Annotated in this window: 21 protein-coding genes; 9 read left to right on the top strand and 12 right to left on the bottom strand. The window is 65.5% G+C overall.

Features of this window, described 5'->3' with window-relative positions; genetic code table 11:
* Positions 1–3: 3 nt before the first annotated feature.
* The 5 genes from FB460_RS08485 to FB460_RS08465 are packed head-to-tail and all read right to left on the bottom strand — an operon-like array spanning position 4 to position 5,417.
* Positions 4–264: a monovalent cation/H+ antiporter complex subunit F gene (locus FB460_RS08485; protein ID WP_142093695.1), complete on the bottom strand. Its 261-nt coding sequence runs from the start codon at positions 262–264 to the stop codon at positions 4–6.
* Positions 264–626, bottom strand: a complete 363-nt coding sequence (locus FB460_RS08480) for a Na+/H+ antiporter subunit E (RefSeq protein WP_142093694.1) — start codon at positions 624–626, stop codon at positions 264–266. The genes FB460_RS08485 and FB460_RS08480 overlap by 1 nt, the downstream gene beginning before the upstream one ends.
* On the bottom strand, positions 623–2,143 hold the full coding sequence (locus FB460_RS08475) for a proton-conducting transporter transmembrane domain-containing protein (RefSeq protein WP_142093693.1): 1,521 nt from the start codon (positions 2,141–2,143) through the stop codon (positions 623–625). Before FB460_RS08475 ends, FB460_RS08480 begins: the two co-directional genes overlap by 4 nt.
* Entirely contained in the window at positions 2,140–2,472 is a 333-nt protein-coding gene (locus tag FB460_RS08470; protein ID WP_142093692.1) for a sodium:proton antiporter, read from the bottom strand. The genes FB460_RS08475 and FB460_RS08470 overlap by 4 nt, the downstream gene beginning before the upstream one ends.
* Positions 2,469–5,417 carry a DUF4040 family protein gene (locus FB460_RS08465; RefSeq protein WP_142093691.1) on the bottom strand — a complete coding sequence of 983 codons (2,949 nt, stop codon included), beginning with the start codon at positions 5,415–5,417 and terminating at the stop codon, positions 2,469–2,471. The genes FB460_RS08470 and FB460_RS08465 overlap by 4 nt, the downstream gene beginning before the upstream one ends.
* Before the next feature lie 360 nt (positions 5,418–5,777).
* On the opposite strand from FB460_RS08465, the gene FB460_RS08460 reads away from it, so the two are divergent.
* Positions 5,778–6,431: an FMN-binding negative transcriptional regulator gene (locus FB460_RS08460; protein ID WP_142093690.1), complete on the top strand. Its 654-nt coding sequence runs from the start codon at positions 5,778–5,780 to the stop codon at positions 6,429–6,431.
* A 42-nt stretch (positions 6,432–6,473) separates the two neighbouring features.
* Complete coding sequence (locus FB460_RS08455; RefSeq protein WP_246044339.1) at positions 6,474–7,853, top strand: FAD-binding oxidoreductase; 1,380 nt, start codon at positions 6,474–6,476, stop codon at positions 7,851–7,853.
* Positions 7,854–7,881: 28 nt separating this feature from the next.
* Here the strand turns inward: FB460_RS08455 and msrA are convergent, their stop codons facing one another.
* The 3 genes from msrA to FB460_RS08440 form a co-directional block, all read right to left on the bottom strand.
* Positions 7,882–8,520 (bottom strand): peptide-methionine (S)-S-oxide reductase MsrA, encoded by a 639-nt coding sequence (gene msrA / locus FB460_RS08450; protein ID WP_142093689.1) that lies wholly within the window; start codon positions 8,518–8,520, stop codon positions 7,882–7,884.
* Positions 8,521–8,598: 78 nt separating this feature from the next.
* Positions 8,599–9,273 (bottom strand): uracil-DNA glycosylase, encoded by a 675-nt coding sequence (locus tag FB460_RS08445; protein ID WP_142093688.1) that lies wholly within the window; start codon positions 9,271–9,273, stop codon positions 8,599–8,601.
* A gap of 26 nt (positions 9,274–9,299) precedes the next feature.
* Positions 9,300–10,514, bottom strand: coding sequence for an MFS transporter (locus FB460_RS08440; RefSeq protein WP_246044338.1), 1,215 nt, complete (start codon positions 10,512–10,514; stop codon positions 9,300–9,302).
* A gap of 86 nt (positions 10,515–10,600) precedes the next feature.
* Here FB460_RS08440 and FB460_RS13195 point away from each other — a divergent pair, with 86 nt between their 5' ends.
* Together FB460_RS13195 and FB460_RS08430 are read left to right on the top strand one after the other, a co-directional pair.
* Positions 10,601–11,995: an AI-2E family transporter gene (locus FB460_RS13195; protein ID WP_142093687.1), complete on the top strand. Its 1,395-nt coding sequence runs from the start codon at positions 10,601–10,603 to the stop codon at positions 11,993–11,995.
* 83 nt (positions 11,996–12,078) lie between these two features.
* Positions 12,079–13,404: a hypothetical protein gene (locus FB460_RS08430; protein ID WP_142093686.1), complete on the top strand. Its 1,326-nt coding sequence runs from the start codon at positions 12,079–12,081 to the stop codon at positions 13,402–13,404.
* A 149-nt stretch (positions 13,405–13,553) separates the two neighbouring features.
* Here FB460_RS08430 and greA read toward each other — a convergent pair whose 3' ends face one another.
* Both greA and FB460_RS08420 read right to left on the bottom strand, forming a co-directional pair.
* Positions 13,554–14,063 carry a transcription elongation factor GreA gene (gene greA, locus FB460_RS08425; protein ID WP_142093685.1) on the bottom strand — a complete coding sequence of 170 codons (510 nt, stop codon included), beginning with the start codon at positions 14,061–14,063 and terminating at the stop codon, positions 13,554–13,556.
* Positions 14,064–14,133: 70 nt separating this feature from the next.
* Entirely contained in the window at positions 14,134–14,571 is a 438-nt protein-coding gene (locus FB460_RS08420) for a DUF4307 domain-containing protein (protein WP_142093684.1), read from the bottom strand.
* A gap of 429 nt (positions 14,572–15,000) precedes the next feature.
* On the opposite strand from FB460_RS08420, the gene mca reads away from it, so the two are divergent.
* The gene (mca, locus tag FB460_RS08415) at positions 15,001–15,882 is read left to right on the top strand and encodes a mycothiol conjugate amidase Mca (protein ID WP_142093683.1); all 882 of its coding nucleotides are present in this window, start codon (positions 15,001–15,003) and stop codon (positions 15,880–15,882) included.
* A gap of 871 nt (positions 15,883–16,753) precedes the next feature.
* On the opposite strand, the gene FB460_RS08410 is transcribed toward mca, so the two are convergent.
* On the bottom strand, positions 16,754–17,005 hold the full coding sequence (locus FB460_RS08410; protein ID WP_142093682.1) for a hypothetical protein: 252 nt from the start codon (positions 17,003–17,005) through the stop codon (positions 16,754–16,756).
* A 120-nt stretch (positions 17,006–17,125) separates the two neighbouring features.
* Positions 17,126–17,875, bottom strand: a complete 750-nt coding sequence (trhA, locus tag FB460_RS08405; RefSeq protein ID WP_246044337.1) for a PAQR family membrane homeostasis protein TrhA — start codon at positions 17,873–17,875, stop codon at positions 17,126–17,128.
* A 94-nt stretch (positions 17,876–17,969) separates the two neighbouring features.
* Between trhA and uppS the strand changes: the two genes are divergently transcribed.
* The 4 genes from uppS to FB460_RS08385 all read left to right on the top strand — a co-directional run bounded on the left by uppS (position 17,970) and on the right by FB460_RS08385 (position 21,618).
* On the top strand, positions 17,970–18,785 hold the full coding sequence (gene uppS, locus FB460_RS08400) for a polyprenyl diphosphate synthase (RefSeq protein ID WP_246044336.1): 816 nt from the start codon (positions 17,970–17,972) through the stop codon (positions 18,783–18,785).
* A gap of 321 nt (positions 18,786–19,106) precedes the next feature.
* Positions 19,107–20,399, top strand: coding sequence for an RNA 5'-3' helicase PhoH2 (gene phoH2 / locus FB460_RS08395; protein ID WP_142094283.1), 1,293 nt, complete (start codon positions 19,107–19,109; stop codon positions 20,397–20,399).
* A gap of 29 nt (positions 20,400–20,428) precedes the next feature.
* Positions 20,429–20,959, top strand: coding sequence for a hypothetical protein (locus FB460_RS08390; RefSeq protein ID WP_142093681.1), 531 nt, complete (start codon positions 20,429–20,431; stop codon positions 20,957–20,959).
* Complete coding sequence (locus FB460_RS08385) at positions 20,956–21,618, top strand: hypothetical protein (protein ID WP_211345921.1); 663 nt, start codon at positions 20,956–20,958, stop codon at positions 21,616–21,618. Before FB460_RS08390 ends, FB460_RS08385 begins: the two co-directional genes overlap by 4 nt.
* The last annotated feature ends 210 nt before the right edge of the window (positions 21,619–21,828 follow it).

The raw sequence follows: 21,828 nt of genomic DNA, 5'->3' as shown, positions 1-21,828 counted from the left end.
CCGTCACCTCCGTCCTCGGGTGATGATTCGCGCGAGCGCCACGGTGGCGAGGACGCCGACGATCGACGCCAGTACGGCGGCATCGATCGCCACCGATGATTCGTCCAGGATGCTCAGGCCCATGATGATCCCGATCCCGGAGAAGAACACCAGGTCGCCGACGATGGCTCGGGTGCCGCCGTCGGTTGCGGTGGCGATGCGGGCCAGTCCGATGAGGATCGACGCCCCGAGCATGATCATGGTGACCCAGACGATGGCGGTCATCAGCCATGCCCCCTTGTCGCACGCAGGACTCGCGCTTCGAGGTCGTGGAGGTGAGCGACGGCTTCGACGCGGCTCTCCAAGCCCACGAGATGGACGAACAAAGTGGCCGGTTGATCACCTCGAGGACTTCCGGGCATCGCAGCGGCGGTGCCGACCACGAACGAGTCCGGGGTGGCGGCGATGAGTGAGGAGATGAGGAACACCTCCATGTCGGTCCGGGCACGCAGGGGCATCTGCAGGATCATCGCCCGGTCGGTGCGACGCAGCGTCTGCCCGAGGTTCCGGAAGGACCCGGAGAGTATCTGGACCACCAGATAGACCACGAGGGAGAGCCAATACCAGGTGCGATGCAGGAAGTTCATGGCATCACCTGTGCCATGTAGGGATAGGAATCGATGAGGGACTTCCCGGCGTCGCCGAAGAAGGGCATGATCGATCCGGCGGCGAAGAACACCGCGATGACGACGCCGGTCAGGGCCACGGGGATCACCTTCAACCGGGTCGGGACGCGGACGTCGTCGGTGAGTGGTTCGGGGTCACCGCGGCCCTTCTTTGGATCGTCGGGGAGGTATTCCGACGGCAACGGTCCCCAGAACACCTCACGCCACAGATGCTGCAGAGCCATGATCGAGGCGATGGACGCCAGCACGATCGCACCGATGTAGATCGTCGGCGTCCTCCCGGGGCCTTCGGCGGAGGCCAGCACCAGACTGAGCTTGCCCCATGTTCCCGAGGTCGGAGGTAGCCCGATCAGCGACAGCAGTCCGGCTGCCATGCAGGCGGCCAGGGCCTTCTCACGGCGCATGAGGCCACCCAGTTGCGTCAGACGCCCCGAGCCGTAGGTGAATTCGATCGCTGCTGCGGCTGAGAGCAGTGCGGCGATGGTGAGGATGTGGTGGCTCATGTAGAACAGGCCGGCGCTGAGGGAACGCTCGCTGAACAGCACGAGTGCCAAAAGGATGTGCCCGATGCCCGAGACCATCTGGTAGGCGAGGATCCCGCGGATACGCGTCTCGCCGAAGCTGGCGACAGCTCCCACGAGCATGGTCGACACGGCGATGACCGCCACGGTGGTCAGAACCGGCCCGGGCTTGCCGAAGGTGATCGCGTAGATGCGATAGATCGCGTACAGGGCGATCTTGGTGTGCAGGGCCGAGAACAACATCATCATCGCGCCGGACGTGCCCGAGTACGCGCGGGGAAGCCATCCATGCACGGGGAAGGCACCGGCCTTGACCGACAGGGTGAACAGGACCATCGCCAAGGCGCTGGCGCCTCGGGCGTCGCGGGAGCCGGCGTCCGCGAGTGCCGCGAGGTTGACGGTGCCGGTCACGCCGTAGACGAAGCCCACGCCGATCAGCAGGAGCGTCCCGGTGAAGATGTTGACCAGCAGGAACATGCGACCGATGCCGAGTCGACGCCAGGAGCCGGTCACCGCGATGAGGGCGTACGAGGGCATCAGCATGACCTCGATGAACACGAACAGGTTGAACAGGTCGGCTGTCATGAGGGCACCGTTGACGCCGGTGTGCAACAACAGCACCAGCGCGGGCACGAACCGTCGGCGGTCCTCATCGGTGAGCGTGAGCATGAGGGACGCGACCGCGGTGACCGCTGACATGATGAGCATCATCAGCGCCGTCACCGAGTCGGCCACCAGGTTGATGGCGAACACCGCGGGGTAGCCGCCGACGTTGGTCACCAGCACGTTCGAATGCGATGTGGCACCCACGAGCCAGACTGCGACGGTTGTGGTGGCCAGGGGGACACCGACCATCAGCAGGCGCTCCAGCCAGCGGTGACGGACCACCACCAGCAATGCGCTGAGCAGCAGGGGGACCGCGACAAGGGCCGGGAGAAGAATCGTGGGCGTGGTCATGGGCGGTGCGACTCTCCGGATTCGGGGGCGCGCAGCAGGTCGTCATTGTGACCGATCACCGAGAGCGCCAACATCAGGATCGTCGAGGCCATGGTGATGACGATGGCGGTCAGCACGAATGCCTGGGGGAGGGGGTCGGCCGCTTGGTCGGGTGTGGTGACGTTGAGGATCGGGTCCTCGCGCCATGCGGGAACTCCCGAGGTGAGGATCGCGAGGTTCGCAGCATGGCTCAACAGGCTGACGCCGAAGGCGGTCCGCACCATGCTGCGCTGGAGCATGAGGTAGATGCCACCTGCGACGAGCACACCGACCGTGATGGAGATGATCATGGGCGGTACTCCCTTCCGGTCGACAGGATCCGGGTGCCGCGGCCGTAGCGGATGGGGCGCTCACCTCGAGAGGTGTCCATCGGCCCGGGCAGCTCTCCCTCGACCGCCTCGTCGGCACGCTCACGGGTCTGCTCGCCACGTTGGAGCGCGGTGGAGGCGCTGGTGCCCAACAGATTGAACGTCACGAGCATCAGCCCGAGAACTGCAAGGTAGATGCCGACATCGAAGATCAGGGAGGTGGTGAGATGCACCTCGCCGATGTAGAAGTGCAGGGGTGCCAGGAAGGATCCTTTGATGAAGCCGACGCCGCCGATGACAAGGGCGATGACGATACCTGCGGTGATGAGCCGCAACGGAAGTTTCGGAGGGCCGATCTGCCGGTCGCGTGAAGTGGCCAAGTAAACCATCGCCACGATGCAGGAACCCACGAGCGCGGCGACGAAACCGCCGCCGGGTGCGTTGTGGCCGCGCCAGAACAACCACAGTGACAACAGCCCGATCATCGGAGTGCTCAGGTTCACCAGCATCTGCATGTGGACCGCGTTACCCCAGGCCTGTGTGACCGCGCGGTAGGCGAGGGTGCCCGGGCCCTGCAACGGAATCTTCGGGGCGGGAACATAGGAACGGTCCTTTTTCGGGGGCGGGTCGAGGTGGCGGTGTCGGACGGTCGAGATGATCGCGATCACCGACACAGCCGTCATGCCGAGCACTGCGAGTTCGCCGAAGGTGTCCAGAGCCCGGAACTCCACGAGGATCAGGTTCGTGACGTTCTCACCGCCGGCCTCCTGGGCACCGCTTCCCAAGTAGTAGCGCGAGGTTCCCGAGGGGAAGCGTCGGCCGTTGAACAGATGGGTGGCCACGCCGGCGGCCGTGCCGGTGAGCAATGCGATGGCCAGCGCGGATGGACGCCGGTTCTTGCCGGGTTTACCGAAGGTCAACGGAAGTTTCTGCAGCACGAGCATGATGACGATCACCGTCAGTGATTCCACCAGCAGCTGTGTCAGGCCCACATCGGGAGCGCCGAGGGAGAAGATCTGGGTTGTGCCGACGATGCCGATGGTCGACAACGCCACGGTCGCACCGAGTCGTGAATTGGAGGTGCAGACCACGATCACCGCGCCGGTCATCAGCACAAGGAACAATGCATCGAGTGGCTGGGAAACGCCATCCTGCAGGGGAGGGAGCTTGTCGTGGGAGTGTGCCGCGCCCAGTCCGATGACGGCTGTCAGTCCCAGCGCGATGAACGCCAGATGGCGCGTGGGGCTGTCTGAGTTGGCCATCCGGTTCACCAGGCGCCCCATTGCCCCGGCGAGGGTGTACAGACGGTTGATGGCGGTGGTTCCGTCGCCAGCGGCGCGTCGACGCTCGATGTGCGGATGCAGCGCGGTGCGGCGGGCGAGGATGACGATTCCGATACCGATCACGACCGCGGTGGCGATCAACTCGGGTGTGATGCCGTGCCACAACGCGAGGTGGACGTGGGGTTCTGGGGATCCGGGGGTGTTGGCTGCGGTGGTCGCGGCGTTCACCGGGATGTCCAGGAGCCCTGCCGCCAGTGCGAGGGGAAGGCCGAGCACGATGGGCAGCGCGGAGCTGATGCGCAGCCCGAGTGAGACGGGCATGACTTCACGATCGCTGTCGCCGTCGATATATCCGCCGGTCACGATCTTGGCGGTGTAGGTGAACGTGACCACGGCGCTGATCGTCATTACCGCGAACGCGATCCAGCCGTTGAAGATCGGGCCCGGTGCCTGGCGCATGGCGCCGAGAAGACCCTCCTTCGAGATGAAACCGAGCATTGGTGGGACCCCGGCCATCGATGCCGCACCGAGCACGGTCACCACGAACATGGCCGGCATCGCTCGCGCCAGGTGCGGGAGACGTCGAACATCACGCGTGCCGGTGGCGCGGTCGATGACACCCACCACCATGAACAGCCCGGACTTGAACAGCGCATGGGTGATCGTGTGGACGACAGCGGCGCCGAGAGCGAATGCGGTACCGACGCCGACTGCGGCGACGATGAGACCGAGCTGGCTGACCGTCGAATAAGCCATCAACCGCTTGAGGTCATCCTGCCCGATCGCGAGATATCCCCCGAACAGGCTGGTGAACAGGCCGATGCAGATGAGCAGGGCGTTCCAGATCGGAACGTCGGCGAAGGCCGGGCTGAAGCGCATCAGCAAGAAGATGCCGGCTTTCACCACCGCTGCGGCATGAAGGTACGCAGAGACGGGGGTGGCGGCGGCCATGGCGTCGGGCAGCCACACGTGGAAGGGGAACTGGGCTGATTTCGTCATCGCGGCCAGCGCCACGAGGAGGGCCATGGCCCCGGTGAACAGTGGGTCGGTGTCCCAGACGCCATGGGTCAGAACCTCGCTGAGCACGGTGGTTCCGGTACGTGCCCACATGGCGCCGACTGCGGCCAACAGGAACAGACCACCGGTGAAGGTCAGCAGCAGGGTTCGCATGGAAGGCGCCTCGGCGCCCGCTCCGGAACGTCCGATCAGCAGGAAGGAGGCCAGGGACGTCAGCTCCCATGCCACGAACAGCACCAGGAGATTATCGGTGAGCACCAATCCGATCATGGCGACGGTGAACGCCACCATGATCGGGTAGAACGACATGCTTCGTCGCCGATTCGAGGGGGGCAGATAACTGGCCGAGTAGGTGAGGACGACCGCGCCGATCAGCAGTGCCATATAGGTGAACACGACGCCGAGACCGTCGGCGCGCAGGGAGAGATCGACACCGAGTTCGGGGATCCACGGCATGCTCCACGTGGGGATGTTGCCGGACCAGACCGCGAGCGCGGTGGGAGTGAAGAGGGCGGCGGCGGCCAGGAACACGACGGCGAGAAGCCATCCTGTGCGGCGACCTGTGGCCACCACCAACGCAGGGGAGACGACCAGGGCCACTGCTACGAGAAGCAGGGTCCACAGCATCGATCAGGTTCTCCCGGTGGTTGGCGGGAAGAGGGCTGCGCATGATGCATGCCTCCCAGGGCACACGCCAGTCGACATGCGGCGCTGGGGGACATCTCCGGGCATATGGCCACATTAGCAATCGTTTCAACGGGCAACCGTTCCTGTTTGGCATCCGGGCCCCACCCTCGGGAGCGGGGCTGGTGACGCCGATGTCGGGGCCGGGATGGACGTCGGGGCCGGGATGAACGGCCATGGCCGAACACCTGTGGCCCGGTGCGCAGAAGCTGTGGAGTGGATACACGCTGTCGGGTGGATACAGGCTGCCGGGTGGATACAGGCTGCCGGGTGGATTCAGGTTGCCGAGTAGATTCAGGGGCGATGTATGTACCAGCACATTTCCGGATCCCCGACGACGCTGCCTGGGAGTTGCTCGCCACGCCTCGCCCCGGAAATCTGGTGACCATGCCGGCCGACGCGGGGGATGCGCCCCCCAGCGCCACGTTCGTGCCCTTCCACTTGGAAGGTCGGACGCTCGTGACGCACCTGGTGCGCAACAACCCTCAGGCGATCGAACCCATGACGGGGCGTGGTCTGGCGATCATCGACGTGATGGACGGTTACGTCTCGCCGCTGTGGTACGCCACGAACGACGTGATGCCGAACGTTCCGACGTGGGACTACGTGACGCTGCACGTCACCGGACCGGTCCGCGTCGACACGAGCCCGGAGGCCGCTCTGGCCGCGGCCCGTGAACTGACCGACCGGTTCGAATCCGAGGACGTCCTGACCCCGGTGGGTGATGAGAAGCTGGAACGCATGGCGCGGGCGATCGTCAGGGTCGACCTCCAGATCGAGCAGATCGAGGGCAAGGCCAAGATGAGTCAGAACCGCCATCCCGATGATGTGCGCGGCCTGGCCGACAGGTTCGCCGAAGAAGGGGCCACTGACATGGCCGAGTACCTGCGTCGGGTGAGCCTGCCGCATGCCGAGGAACGCTTCGGCACGATCCAGGCGCTGAAATCCAAGCGTTGAACAAACGCCGCTGCAGCGCGCCAGAGGACTAGCCTGTCGTGGGTGAACACTGCGATCGTTGACGCACTGACGTCGGTACTGCCGCCGGAATCGGTGATCATCAACCCCGACTCCATGACGGGCTTCCTTCACGATGAAGCGGCTTGGGCGCCTTATGGTGCACCCGCGGCGGTGGTGCGGCCCGCCGACACCCTCGAGGTCCAGCAGGTGGTGAAGGCGTGCATCGAGACCGGCACCGCGCTGGTTCCGCGTGGTGCCGGAACCGGGCTCTCCGGCGGGGCCAACGCGATCGACGGCTGCGTCATCATCAGTTTCGAACGCATGGCGAAGGTTCTGGAGATCGATCATGCGAACCACATCGCACGTGTCCAACCGGGCATGGTCGGTGACGAATTCCGCGCCGTTCTGGCTGAGGAAGGCCTCTGGTACGGGCCGGACCCGGCGTCGAGCCCGTGGTCGACGATCGGCGGGAATGTCGGTACCAATGCCGGCGGGATGTGCTGCGTCAAATACGGCGTCACCGCCGACTGGGTGCGTGAACTCGAGGTTGTCACCGGAACCGGCGAGATCGTCCGCCTCGGCCGGCGCACGCCCAAGGGCGTTGCGGGATATGACCTGCGAGGACTCATGGTCGGTTCGGAGGGGACGCTGGGCGTTGTCACCGAGATCGTGGTCCGCGTGGAGAACCTGCCCCCCGAACCCATCACGGTGGCGGGCTTCTTCGACTCGCTGATCGACGCCGGCAATGCCGTCGCGGCGATTCGGGGCCAGGGCATCCGGCCGAGCGCGTTGGAACTGGTGGACCGTTACTGCCTCCAAGCGGTCGACGAATGGAAGAACATGGGCCTCTCGGCCGATGCGGAGGTCGTGCTCATCGGCCGCACCGACTCGCCGGGAGCCCAAGGGGACGCCGAAGCCGGCGCCATGCTGAGGTGCTTCGACAATGCCGGAGCGACCCTGTCGATGCGGTCGTCGGATGCTCAGGAGGGGGACGCCCTGTATGCGGCTCGGCGGCTGGCCTATCCCGCGCTGGAACGCCTGGGGCCAGTGCTGACCGAGGACATCTGCGTGCCGTTCACCAAGGTGGCCGAGGTGCTGCAGGAATGCGCCGACATCGGCGAACGGCACGGCGTGCTCGTTGCCAGCATCGCTCACGCCGGCGACGGCAACCTGCATCCGTTGCTCATCACGCCGCCCGGGGACGATGAGGCCGAGGAGCGTGCCAAGGCGGCATTCGATGAGATCATCGCTGCCGCCATCGCCGCCGGGGGCACCGTCACCGGTGAACACGGCATCGGGCTGCTGAAGCTCGACGGGTTGCGTCAGGAGGTCAGCCCCACCGTCGCCGAGATGTATCGCGCGGTGAAACGGGCACTCGACCCGCACGGCATCCTGAATCCCGGCAAGGCCATTCCCAGCTGATCGGGAATTGTGAGGCCGCCTGCCCCGATCAGTCGGCCTGACCACACCTCACACCGGTCGCGTGCACCGGGCAGTAGCCGCCCGGGTTCTTGTGCAGGTACTGCTGATGTTCGGCCTCGGCGTAGTAGAAGGTCTGCCCGGGAGTGATCTCGGTGGTGATCTCGCCGTAGCCGGCTTCGGTGAGAGCCTTCTGGAAGGCATCGCGGGTCTCATGAGCGGCGGCCAACTGGGCGTCGTCGACGGGGAAGAGCGCCGAACGGTACTGCGTTCCCACGTCATTGCCCTGACGATTGAGCTGGGTCGGGTCGTGGGCCTCCCAGAACTGCACGAGCAGGTCGCGGTAGGTGATGACGTTCGGGTCGAAGACCACGCGCACGGTCTCGGTGTGCCCGGTCCGCCCGGTGCAGGACTCCATGTACGTGGGATTGGGCGTGAAGCCACCCATGAACCCGACCGCGGTGTTCACCACACCATCGGTCTGCCAGTACATGCGTTCCTCGCCCCAGTAACAGCCGAGGGCGAAGTGGGCGACCTGGCAACCGGCCGGCACCTCATCGAGGGGACGCCCCAGCACGGCGTGTTCGGGCATCGGGTCGAGCACCGGGGCGTCACGGCCCGGCAGGGCCTGGTCGGCGTTGATCATGACGGGCTCACGCTGGAAGAACATGGCTCCACGGTAGTCGCGTGTCGAAGACCGGGGCGGAGCGTTGCGTCTCGCCGGAGGGGCCCGACGCGCGGCGTGCCGTCAGGCCAGATTCCAGTCGATCGGGGTCGCCCCCTGCTTCTGCAGCAATTCGTTGGTGCGGGAGAACGGACGCGAACCGAAGAACCCGTTGTGTGCTGAGAGGGGGGAGGGGTGAGTGCTCTTCACCACCGGGACGTCACCGAGATGTGGCTCCAGCGACTGCGCATCGCGACCCCACAAGATGGCGACGAGTGGGCCGCCACGTCGCACGAGTGCATCGATCGCGCAGCCGGTGACCTTCTCCCAGCCCTTGCCGCGGTGCGATGCGGGCTTGCCCGGGCGGACTGTCAGCGAACGGTTCAACAACAACACGCCCTGCTCGAACCATGGGGTCAGGTCGCCGTTCTCGGCCGGTGGGACGCCCAGGTCGTCGTGAAGTTCACGGTAGATGTTGATGAGTGATTTCGGGATGGGCCGTACGTCCGGCGCCACGGAGAACGAGAGGCCCATGGCGTGCCCGGGCGTGGGGTAGGGGTCCTGCCCGACGATCAGGACGCGCACATCGGCAAGCGGGCGGGTGAAGGCTTTCAGCACCGCGTCGCCGGGCGGGAGATAGCCGCGTCCTTCGGCGATCTCGGCGCGCAGGAAACGACCCATCGCCGTGATGTCATCGGCAACCGGTGCCAGGGCCTCGGCCCAGTCAGGCGCGACGAGTGCATTCAACGGTTGTGGCATGGGGGCTCCTTCACTCGCGCATCGGCTCAGGCTTCGGCAGGGGTGGAACGGTCTTTCGGGACGCCGGGTGGCATCACCGCAGCCAGAGCGATGACCACGACGAACAGCAGAGTTCCCGATCCGTAGGCGACCGTCCACGAGAAACGGTCGGCGAGGAACCCGGCGGTGAGCGGGCCGATGATGGCGCCGGTGTCGGTGAACATCGAGAAGATCGCCACGGGGGTACCGCCTCGTCCGCCCGAGGCATCACCCACCGAGGCCGCGGGGGCCGTGCCCAGGCATGCGCCGCCGAGACCGTACACCGCCATGATCGCCACGAAGGGCCAGACCGAGGTGGTGAACGGCAGCGTGATCAAACAGGTGCCACACACGACGGCACCACCGATTATCGCGGGGCGGCGTCCCACCGTGTCGACGAAACGGCCCACGGGCTGCAGGGAGATGGTCTGGACCACCGCCGAGCTGGCGAAGGCGATACCGGTCCAGGCGGTGCCCCGTCCCAGTGCCTCGGTCACGAAGACCGGAGTGAGGGAGTTGCGCATGCCCAGGGTGTTCCATCCCTGACTCAGCCCGGCCATGCATGCGGCACGGAACCGGATGTCCCGGATCACCTCCCCGAGTGGACGTGGGGGCTCGCCCTTCGACTCCACCTCATGCTGTTCCCGGCGCAGCAACATCGCGGCCACCGAGCCGGCGACCAGCAACATGATCGCGTAGAAGTGGAATGGTGCGGTGAGACCGATCTGTGCGATCAACGCACCCAGGGCCGGTCCGCCCATGCCGCCGATGAGAAAGCCGGTCTGGAAGGTGCCGGTCGCGCGTCCTCGCATGGTCGGCGGTACTGACGCCAACAGCAGTGTCATGGCCGAGACGGTGAACATCGCCGAACCGATGCCACCCAGCCCGCGCATGACCAACAGCCAGCCATAGGTGGGAGCGAACCCCGCGGCCGCCGAACTCAGCGCGACGATGAAGATGCCGATGGTCATCGTGGCGCGGGTACCGAGGGCGCCGATGATCCGGCCGCAGAACGGGCTGATGGCCAGACGCATCGCGGCAAAGGCCGACACCACGGCCGAAGCAGCGAAGTTGCTGACGCCGAAGTGCTTGGCGAACACCGGCAACACCGGAACGAGAACGCCGAAACCCACGGCCACCGAGAACGCGACCATCGTCAGCACGAGCACCTCGCGGGGCATCGAAGTGCGGCTGCGAAGCCACGAACGCGGAGAAAAGGTCACGCTTCGACCCTAGCCCGTGCCCCGCCAGTACCCCGTAGGATGACGGCCGAACCTGACCGACCCTGCACAAGAAACGGCGAAAACGAATGGGATTCCTCGAACGCCTGCGCAATTTCCGCCCCCGTGGTGGTGACTCCGAGGTGCCTAAGTCCAAGGAACTCACAGGAGACGCCGAGGACGCCCCTGGAGAGATCAGGCCTGGAGAGATCAGCCCGGGAGAGGCCAGCCCGGGAGAGGCCAGCCCGGGAGAGGCCAGCCCGGGAGAGGCCAGCCCGAGAGGGGCCGCCCCGCCGATGGACTCGGCCGACACCGAGCGTCTCGCTCCCGAGTCGGCGCACCATGTCCCCGGAGCGGGCGGTCCGGCGATGCGCGCCGAGGCCCGGGCGCTGGCAGATGAACAGTTCACCCGCGCCGTGCCGTGGGGAATGCAGATCGCGTCGGCATGGGCATGGCGGCTCATCGTGATCGCGGCCGCAGTGGCGCTGGTCGGTTGGTTGATCGTCAAGCTCACCGTGATAACGATCCCGCTCGGCGTCGCCGTCCTGCTGGCCGCAGGCCTGTCCCCATTGAAGAATCTCTTTCTCAAATGGGGATGGCCCAACATCCTGTCCGCAGCCGTGTGTCTGGTGGGTGGCGTGGTGGTGGTGTCCGGTGTGCTCACGGTCATCATCAGTCAGGTGGTGAGCCAGTCAGGCAGATTGGCCGATCAGACGGTCGCCGGCGTCGAACAGTTCTCCAACTGGCTGTCGCGCAGCCCGGTCGGGGTGTCACAGGAACAGATCCTGAGGTGGCAGGAGCAGGGCGTCGACTGGCTGACGCATTGGGTCGGCCAGTCCCAGGCTCTGATCGCCCAGTACAGCCTGCAGGCCGGCGGCTATATCGGGAATTTCATCGCAGGTGGTGTCATGGCGCTGTTCGCAGTGTTCTTCCTGCTGCACGACGGCCGCAATATCTGGGCCTTCGCCCTGCGTTTCGTGCCGCGCGCCGGACGCGCCCGCGCCGACCGTGCGGGGATGGCCGGATGGCACGCCCTTTGTGAGTACGTGAAGGCCACGGTCATGGTCGCCGCGGTCGACGCCGTCGTGCCGCTGATCGCCGCGCTCATCATGGGTGTTCCCCTTGCCGGGGCGCTCGGTGCATTGATCTTCCTCGGTGCATTCATCCCGATCGTCGGTGTGGTCCTGACCGGTGCCGTCGCGGTGTTCGTGACGCTGGTGACGCTCGGCCCCATCCACGCGTTGGTGATGCTCGGGGTGATCGTGTTGGTGAACCAGCTTGAGGGCAACATCCTGCAGCCCATGCTGCTGGGGCGCGCGGTCTCGTTGCATCCGTTGGCTGTGCTGTTCTCGATCGCGGTGGGTATCTCCATCGCCGGCATCGTCGGTGGCCTGATGGTCGTTCCGATCCTGGCGTTCACCAAGTCCTTCGGTGAAAGTCTCGCGGGGGATCGTGACGCGGCCGAGGAGCCGGTTGCGGGGTGACCTGATCGGGGTTCTCCCCGAGGCCGACCGGAATGTGTCAAGGCGGGGAGGGGAACCGTGTGGACGGCTCCTATGCTGAGGGCATGAGCTCGCCCGATGTCACGTCCATCCTCGAAGAACTGGCTGCCGGACGAATCGACGCCGCCGAGGCATCGCGTCGGATCGCGGCTGCCAAGGCCATGCGTCCCATCGAGCAGGAGCCCGCGTCCATGGATGTCGTCGACGCCGATTCCTCTCACGCTGATTCCACGGGCCAGAACCGTTATGCCCGTAACCGCTTCGCCCGTGAGACCTTCGACATGGATCCGCCGAGCTCATCGGCGTCCATTCCAACCGGGAGTGGAGCGGCCGACGCCGGAGCCGGGAAGCCGGCATCGGGGCCAGCTGAAGAAACCGTATCCGCCGCCGGGCAGGAACGGCCCGAGCCGGCTCGCGTCGACGAATCCGAGCCGAACCAGGGCCAGTCACGCCCTGGCCCCGAGCCGCGTCGGGCCCCTGATACAGGCCCCGAGCCGCGTCGGGCCGCCGACACAGGGCCGGAGCAACGAGGAGGTTCGGCCCGATGGGTCAGCCCGGAGCGTCTGCGCGATTGGAGTGCTTTCGCGCGCGAGACACTCACCCGGGACCTGTTCGGGCGTGAGGAGCGCGGACATCCGGGATCGGCGGAGCAGTCGCGACGCCCGGCGGAGCAGCCCCGGCAGAAGGTCGTGGTGCGAAGCGTCGGCCGTCGGGTGCGGATCGTGGGCGATCCTCGGGTCCAGACGGTGTCGGTCGAGGGCGAGCATGTGCTGCGTCGTAGCACGGAGGCGATCGAGGTGATCACCGAGGAAGCCAATCGTCCGTTCGAGGGACTCTCTGTGTTGCGTCTGCCGCGCAGTCTGGAGGACATCCGGGATCTGGGTTTCGGCAAGGAACTGGTGGTACGGGTCAATCCGGCCATGTGCGTTGACGCCGAGGTGACTGCGGGGTCTCTGCGTACCGAGAGAGTGGCTCGGTTGGGTCATGTGCGGGTGACGGCCGGTGGAGCCCGTCTTGTCGATGTCGAACAGGTGGATGACGCGTTGTTCCAGACCGGCGCTGCCACGGTCATCGGGACGATCACGCAGGGGCGCTCGCGGATTCGGTGTGAGTCCGGAAACCTGACCGTCCGGCTGGGGTCGGATTCCAACGTCACGGTGCGGGCCGAGTCGAACGTCGGTCGGGTGATCTGGGACGGTGAGCACACCGGTTCCAGTGACGAGGTGACTGTGGGCAATGGCGCGGCGCGCCTCGATGTGGGGGCTGTCGTCGGTCGCGCCGTGGTGCACATCGGATCGAGCACGGAACCCGATGTGACTCCGGAAGGACCTCACGAACCGCGGCATGAAGATCAGGGAAGACAAAGCCCTGATGCGGACCCACATCCTTGAACCTGTCCGGCGACCGCGCCGTGGATCAGTGGCCGTGGATCAGCGGCCGTGGTTGAGAGCCGATATGGCCGGGACCACCAATGCGAACCGCCCCGGGTGACCTTGTCGTCGACCCGGGGCGGTTCGCATTGGCGGAAACCAGGTGTTGGTCAGGACTCGAAGGGCTCCACTTTCAGGACGGTGACGGAGATCTTGGCTCCGGTCGGCGTCTCATAGGTTGCTTCTGAACCCACTTTGATGCCGGTGATCGCAGCGCCGAGTGGCGACTGCGGGGAATAGACGTTGAGGTCATCGGCGGCATCGTCGAGCCCCAGAACCTCACGTGAACCGAGCAGGAAGGTGTCGGTGTCATCCTCGTCGCCGTCGAAGGCGATGGTGACCTTGGTTCCTGGGGCGACGACGTCGCCGCTGGTTGCCTCTCCGACCTCGGCGCGACGCAGGATGTCTTCGAGCTGGGCGATGCGGGCCTCCTGCTGGCCCTGCTCCTCGCGAGCGGCGTGGTAGCCGCCGTTCTCCTTCAGGTCGCCTTCTTCGCGGGCAGCCGCGATGCGTTCGGAGATTTCGGGGCGACCGACTTCCTTGAGGTACGTCAGCTCACTTTCGAGCTTGTCGTAGGCCTCCTGAGTCAGCCATACGGTGTTGTCAGTGGTTTCAGCCATTGAAGAAGGCTACCAGCGTCTCCAAGGTCCGGTTGGAATACTTGGGAAGTCGCGGTGCTGGGGAAGCACGTCATAGGAGCCGACAGCCCTTGAGATGGGCATTCACCGCAGGCTGGTAGGTCCGAAGCGTGGCCTTGTGCGTCTCGCGTCCTGAGTCGGACGGGGGAACCTCCACCGCCAGTTCGCCGACTGCCTGTTGCGACGAGTCAGAAGCCATCACGGTGCACTCGGCCGGGCGTGATGGGTCGGGGCGCACCACCAGCAGCGTCACGTCGATGTGCTCATCGTCGACCACCTCGAACGTCATGATCGACCCGTCCACCGGAGGCTCGGCCAAACGAGCGGAATTGCCGAGATACCACGTCCCGATCAGAACAACCGCAACCGTGAGAATGGCGATTCCCGCGAATCGGTGGCGGCGATCGGCCGGGGGATAGCGATCGGCGATCCGCTGGGTGGCGCTGTCGGGGTTCTCGGGGTGTTCGGGGTTCTCGGGGTGTTCGGGCACGTCTCCACTCTAATCGGGCGTCGGTGTGAGGGTCCTTCGTGCTGCCAGTGCGGTGAGTTTGACAGGCTCCGGGGTGGCGTCTGGCGAGGGGGCTCTGGGGTGGCGTCTGGCGAGGGGGCTCTGGGGTGGCGTCTGGCGAGGGGGCTCTGGGGTGGCGTCTGGCGAGAGGGCTCTGGGGTGGCGTCTGTCGAGACGAAAGCCATGGGTGCCGTGGGCTGGGAGGTCACAGTCCGCTGCGGTCGTTCCGCTGCGGTCGTCCCGGTGTGGTGGTGTGGTGGTGGCGCGTGTGGACGAGAGCCCTGCCGAACCGCCTATGCTGGGCCATCATGTCGTGGCACGCCACGTCTGACAGCACCGTTTTCCAGCTCAGGCTGTACCACCCAGCAGCCGCATATGCCCCAGCTGCACACGTCCCACTGAAGGAGCCTCATGCCTCAGCGCGCCGATCGCTATGGCGACAAGCTGCGATTGCTGCATGTCCATGCCCATCCCGATGATGAGAGCAGTAAGGGGGCGGCATCGACAGCTCAGTACGTGGAACAGGGCGTCGAGGTCATGGTGGCGACGTGCACCGGCGGTGAGCGGGGCTCGATCTTGAATCCGGCGATGGACCGTCCCGACGTGATCGCCCGGCTGACCGATGTGCGTCGATCCGAGATGGACGCCGCGCGCGACATTCTCGGCATCCGACAGACCTGGCTTGGCTGGCTCGACTCCGGACTCCCCGAAGGGGATCCGATGCCGCCGCTTCCCGAGGGCTGCTTCGCATTGATGCCGGTGGAAGAAGCCGCGCTGCCGCTGGTCAAGGTGATCCGCGAATTTCGACCGCAGGTGGTGACCACCTATGACGAGAACGGCGGCTACCCGCATCCCGACCACATCATGTGCCACAAGGTCTCGATGGCTGCGGTGGAGATGGCTGCCGACGGGTCGATGCATCCGGAGCTGGGACGTCCGTGGCAGATCGACAAGCTCTACTACAGCATCGGCTTCCATCTGGAGCGGACGCAGGCGCTGCACGACGCGATGGTCGCGCGAGGTTTCGATTCACCATATGCCGAGCGTCTGGAACAGATGAAGAAGCGTCCGTCGATGAGTGAGCGAATCACCACCCGCGTCGAATGTGCCGATCATTTCGAGACGCGCGACAAAGCTCTGCTGGCCCATGCGACGCAGATCGACCCCAAGGGCGCCTGGTTCGCGATCCCGCTGGACATCCAGAAGGAGACCTGGCCAACCGAGGACTTCGAACTGGTCCGTGCCTGGGTCGACACCGAAACGCCCGAGGACGACCTCTTCGTCGGCGTCTGACCGCCCCTCCCTCTGCCGTGCCATTGGCTTGCAGGTTCTTTGTTGGCCGGTTCGGCGGGGCTGGTTCTCTCCGGGACGCCGCGTCTTCAGCAGGGTGCTCCGGCATCTCTGTTCAAAGGCCAGTGCTCAGGGATTTCAGCGGTTGTGCCTTGGCCAGAACTGGTGGCCCGGTGCCCAGTGCTCGGTGGCCCAGTGCTCGGTGGCCGGTGGCTCGGTGGCCCAATGCCCGATGGCCCAGTGCCCGATGGCTCGGTGCTCGGTGGCCCAATGCCCGATGGCCAGTGCTCGGTGGCCGGTGCTCGATGCTCGGTGGCCCGGTTTTCGGGAGGGGGAACTGTGAGGGGCACCATGCAGAGAAAAACGTTGAGGTCAGGTCCTGGCCGCAATGGCGCCTGAAAAGCCTCTATCCGATGCAGATGCGGACTGATTGTGACCGCAATGTTTTCTATGTGTATGGGGGGGGCTGCGTGCAGGGGGGGGTGCGTGCAGGGGATCCTCCGTTTCGGATCAGCCATACGTGATGCGACCCGAGTCGTGTGGATGGTGGGGCGTACCGATTCGAATGGACAGAGGATGAATCGCCTTGGGTTTCGTTCCTATCGGGTTCCCTGTCCGGCGACGGGCGGGTGGGGTGATTCAGGACGACTGCCAGAGACACCCAGTCAGAGGCCCCAGAAAGCGGGAGCCCCTACAAAGCGGGAGCCCCTACAAAGCGGCCAGGCTTCGGTCCTTCAGAGCGGGTTCCGTCAAAGCGATTCCCTCAAAGCAGGTCCCCACAAAGCGGGAGGCCCCATTCGGAGGAAGGGGAGGCCCCATTCGGAGGAACGGGAGGCCCCATCCAGAGGAAGATGTCTCAAGGGAATGTGGCGCGTCAGGACTTGGGCTGAGAGTCCTGGATACTTTCGGGATCGTCAGCCGGGGGTTCCGGGTCATGTTTGGAAGGGAGATTCATACTGTTGACGCGTCGGAGCTGACGCAGCAACAGGTAGCACAACGCCGCGCCGAGCAGGATGAGCACCAGGACGACGGCTAGCCCGGTCCAGCCTGCGACAACATCCTCCGGATTCGGCGGGGGTGGAGCAGGCGTGGGTGCCAGGGGCAGGAGTAGCACGGGCAGGAACATACCGAGCACGATACCCCGGTGAGGAAAGCCGGACGCTGCCTTTCATGTCGCCCGGCTGGTCGGGGCGATACATCGGCTGTTGGATGTGTCAGACGCCTGATGTTTCAGCTGGTGGGCGCGTCAGCTGAAAGTGGCCAGAGCGATGGCGGAGTCGAAAGTGGCCAGAGCGATGGCGGAGTAATGACAGGCGAAAGCTCCAACGGTGCAGGCGTGGAATATCTCGTGGAACCCGAACCATCGCGGGGAGGGGTTGGGGCGTTTGCGGGCGTATGCGATGGCTCCGATCGTGTACAGCAGCCCTCCGCCGATGATCAGGAAGAACACCAGAGGCCCGCCGTTGGCCCAGAACTGTGGCAGCCAACCCAACGCGGCCCAACCCATCAACAGATAGAGCACGGTGTAGAGGGCACGGGGTGCCTGCAGCCAGAGGATGCGGAACAGCAGGCCGATCACCCCGGCGGTCCAGATCACGCTCAGCAGCAGGACGCGGGAGCGTCCCTCCAGCAGCATCAATGCCAGGGGCGTGTAGGTGGCTGCGATGAATACGAAGATGTTGGCATGGTCCATGCGGCGCAGGACTGCGATGGTGGCATCGCTCCAGGTGCCCCGATGATAGATGGCGCTGGTTCCGAATAGCATGATCGAGCCGAACAGGAACACCGCACCACCCACCCGGCCTGCGGTGTTGTGGGCGAACACGATCAAACAGATGCCGGCGACGATGGCCACGGGCGTCCACGCTGCATGGATCCAGCCACGCATCAGGGGCTTGCCGGGGGGCGGCGCGTCGAGCACTGGGTCTGGCATGGAGTCGCTCACCTCGTCCTTCTGCCGCAGTTGCGGGCGGTCTCCATCCGAGTGGATGGACACGCGCCCGGTCATTCAGGCTACGCCACCGTAACCTACGCTGGCGTAGCCACTGGTGGCGGATATGTTCGCGCGGCCAACCGCTAGGCTGACGTGCATGGCGCTTGGTGATCGACTGCGCGAAGCCGTGACGCGGATGGACCCGACCGGACTGGTCTATGCCGCATACGAGCGACACGTGATCCGTGCCCTCGATCCCGCCAAGATGCCCCACCACGTGGCCGTCATGGCAGATGGGAACAGGCGGTGGGCTCGGCAGAACGCGCCGGGCCAGCCGCTGGTGACCGGCTACCGAGCCGGTGCGGCCAAGCTACGCCAATTCGTGGAATGGAGCGACGATCTGGGGATCGAGGTGGCGACCATCTGGGTCCTCTCCACCGAGAACTTCCAGCGCTCCGCCGATGCCGAGCTCGGTCCGCTGCTGGACGTGATCGCCGAGCTCGTCGAGGAACTCGCCGACACCGGTCGTTGGCCCATCCGCACCGTGGGTGCCCTTGAACTGCTCCCCGATGAGCATGCTGAGCGGCTTCGGGCTGCAAGCGCGAGGAGTGTCGAGGGCGCAACGGGGCGGACGCAGGTGAACATCGCGGTTTCGTACGGTGGGCGCCATGAGCTTCGGGATGCGGTGCGGTCGTTGCTGCGCGAGGAAGCGCTCAAGGGACGGAGCCTCGAGGAGGTCGCCGACACCCTGGAGATGGACGACATCGCTGCGCATCTCTACACCGCAGGGCAGCCCGACCCCGATCTGGTGATCCGCACCTCTGGGGAACAGCGACTCTCCGGCTTCCTGATCTGGCAGTCCGCACACAGCGAGTTCTGGTTCTGCGAAGCACTGTGGCCTGATTTCCGCAAGGTCGATTTCGTGCGAGCCCTGCGGTCCTTCAGCGAGCGAGAGCGCCGATTCGGCAAGTGATGCGGCCCGGCGTCGAAGGTGACGAAAAGGGAAAGCCGAAGGTGACGAAAAAGGAAACTCGATGCCGCGATGTGGTGAACAAGCGCGACACACCCGGGGTGCTCGCCATGTGCCGCCACTGGCCGCGTACGTTCGTTTCCAACAGGCAGAGGGGAAGCTGCCTGACCGGAGGAACGATGCGACGTTGTGCTCACCCGAGCGTGACCCGCGGGCCTGCACCGGGCCCGGAGGTCTTCCGGCTCCACACCTGACCAGGAGGGGGCCGGACGCAGGTGACGTGCGGCCTTCGAAGAAGGAATCATCGTGACCAACAGCCAGGCCATGAACTCCGACCGCCGCACCTACGTGATCGACACCTCGGTGTTGCTGAGTGATCCCCACGCCCTGACCCGATTCGCCGAACACGACGTCGTGCTGCCGGTGGTGGTGATAACCGAACTCGAAGGGAAGCGACATCATCCCGAACTCGGTTACTTCGCACGCACCGCACTGCGGTTCCTGGATGACTTGCGGGTGAAGTACGGGAGGCTCGATGACGTGGTGCCGGTCAATGACATCGGCGGCACGGTGAAGGTGGAACTCAACCACACCGACCAGAGTGTGCTTCCCAACGGCTTCCGGTTGGGGGACAACGATTCCCGCATCTTGGCCGTCGCATTGAACTTCCGTTCCGAGGGGAGTGACGTGGTGCTCGTCTCCAAGGACCTCCCGATGCGCGTCAAGGCATCTTCGGTCGGCCTGCCCGCAGAGGAATATCGTGCCGACAACGTAGTGGAAACCGGTTTCACCGGCATGAGTGAGCTGTCGGTTGCCCCCTCGGTCATCGATGAGCTGTATGACGAGGGAATCGCCGATTGTGATGAGGCCAAGGACCTCCAAGTCAATGAGGGAGTGGTGCTCTCCGGCGGGGGATCGACTGCGCTGGGACGCATTCGCGCCGACAAGCAGGTCTCGCTCGTGCGGTCTGACCTCGAGGCCTTCGGGCTGCACGGCCGCTCCGCCGAGCAGCGTGTTGCGCTGGACCTGTTGATGGATCCCGAGGTCGGCATCGTCTCGCTCGGTGGGCGTGCCGGGACCGGCAAGTCGGCTCTGGCCCTGTGCGCAGGGCTCGAAGCAGTCCTGGAGCGTCGCCAGCACTCCAAGGTGGTCGTCTTCCGCCCCATGTATCCCGTGGGTGGTCAGGAACTGGGATATCTGCCCGGTTCGGAGGGGGAGAAGATGGCCCCGTGGGCGACTGCGGTGTTCGACACGCTCAGCGCAGTGACCAGCAAACATGTCATCGACGAGGTCATCGACAGGGAGCTGCTCGAAGTCCTGCCGCTCACGCACATCCGTGGACGCTCACTGCACGACGCCTTCGTGATCGTGGATGAGGCGCAGTCCCTGGAACGAGGAGTGCTGCTGACAGTGCTGAGCCGTATCGGCCAGAACTCGCGTGTGGTACTGACCCACGACATCGCCCAGCGTGACAACCTCCGCGTCGGCCGTCACGACGGAATCGTGGCCGTGGTGGAGAAGCTGAAGGGACATCCTCTGTTCGCGCACGTGACGCTGACCCGCTCGGAGCGTTCGCCCATCGCCGCTCTGGTCACCGATCTGCTCGAAGGGCGCTGAACCACTCCTGAGGCCGCTACGGTGACCTTGTGAACGATCTGCGAGGTGACCAGCGCGGCTGGCTCATCGGCGGTGCCGTTGCAGTGTTGGCGTTGCTGCTCGTGTGGTGCTTGGGCGGCCTGGACCGCGTCGACGCCCATCTGGGGCGACAGGTACCGCTGGGCGAACCACTGCAGGGGCGGCGCTGGACGCTCGCGGTGAACTCCGCGCACGTACAGCTCGGATACACCGAGGAGACCGAGATCCTCATCGAGGTGGACGCGATGTTCACCGGTGATCGGGCTGCGGCCTCGCCGACCCAAGGAGTCTTGGTGGTCAAGACTCCCGATGGCTATGCGGTTGAGGAGTTCGTGTGGCGTGGCGCCCCGGGGTTCGGGCAACCCGGAGTCCGGTCTTCAGCGGAGGTGTCGGTGCCGTGTCCACAGTGGAAGGGCGGGGACATGCCGATCCAGGTGGCGGTGTTCGACGAGCGCAGGGGACAGTCGTTCATTCAGGACGAGCGCTGGGAACCGGCGGCAGCATTGGGCCATGTGGCCCTGATGGCGGTCGACACCCGATGAGCCCTCTCCAACAGAACATGGGGACCCCTGTCCGGCAGGATGCGAGGAACCCCGCCCAGCAGGATGCGAGGAACCCCGCCCAGCAGGAACGCCCCGCGACGATGGGGCGGATGCGACGTGCTTGGACGTGGGTCTGGACGATCACCGTGGCCCTGCTGGTGGTCGGGGCGCTCGGCGTGCTCGACCCCAGCCGAGACGAACCTGAGAAGGTGACCCGAGCGGCCATGGGCCGATGGGCAGAGACCGAGCGCGTTCGGGTCCGCGTCGACTCGGTGGAGCGTGCTGCTGCGGTGAAGGACCGATACACCGACGAGACGATCACAGTGCCGGGCGCCGAACTGGTCCAGTTCACCGTGAACGTGGAGTGGCTTCGGAAGAAGGAGGGAATCCTCGATCCCTTCACACTGCGCATCGGTGATGACACCTACACCTTGGCCCCGGAGATGCGACAGGTCCCGGAGATGGACCCGGGCTATGTGGTGACCGGGCAGGTCGGGTTCTGGGTTCCGCATGACCGTATCGACGATGGCGTCCTTGTGCTCCACAGCACACAGAGCCTCTACGGCGGGATCACTGGCGAGGTGGTCCATGTGGCCTGGTCGGACCCCACGCCGATACCGCTGGCCGGCACCAAGAGTCCGATGGTGGAGGCACGATGAGCACCTCATGGAATCCTTCGGCGCACCAACGAGTGGTCGCCGCGCGAGCCCGGATGCGTCTGGTGGCGATGTTCGTGGCGCTGGGATTGTTCATAGCGGCGTCCACTGCGGTCAGTGCCGCGATCCTGCATCGGCAGCGGGCCCGGTTCGAGGTCGCCACCCAAATCGAGGGGCCGACGGAGTGGGCTGGCATGCGGATCGAGCTGGTCG

The sequence above is a fragment of the Propioniferax innocua genome (genome assembly GCF_006716235.1).
GTDB lineage: Bacteria > Actinomycetota > Actinomycetes > Propionibacteriales > Propionibacteriaceae > Propioniferax > Propioniferax innocua.
This window is presented reverse-complemented; position numbering and strand designations above follow the sequence as displayed.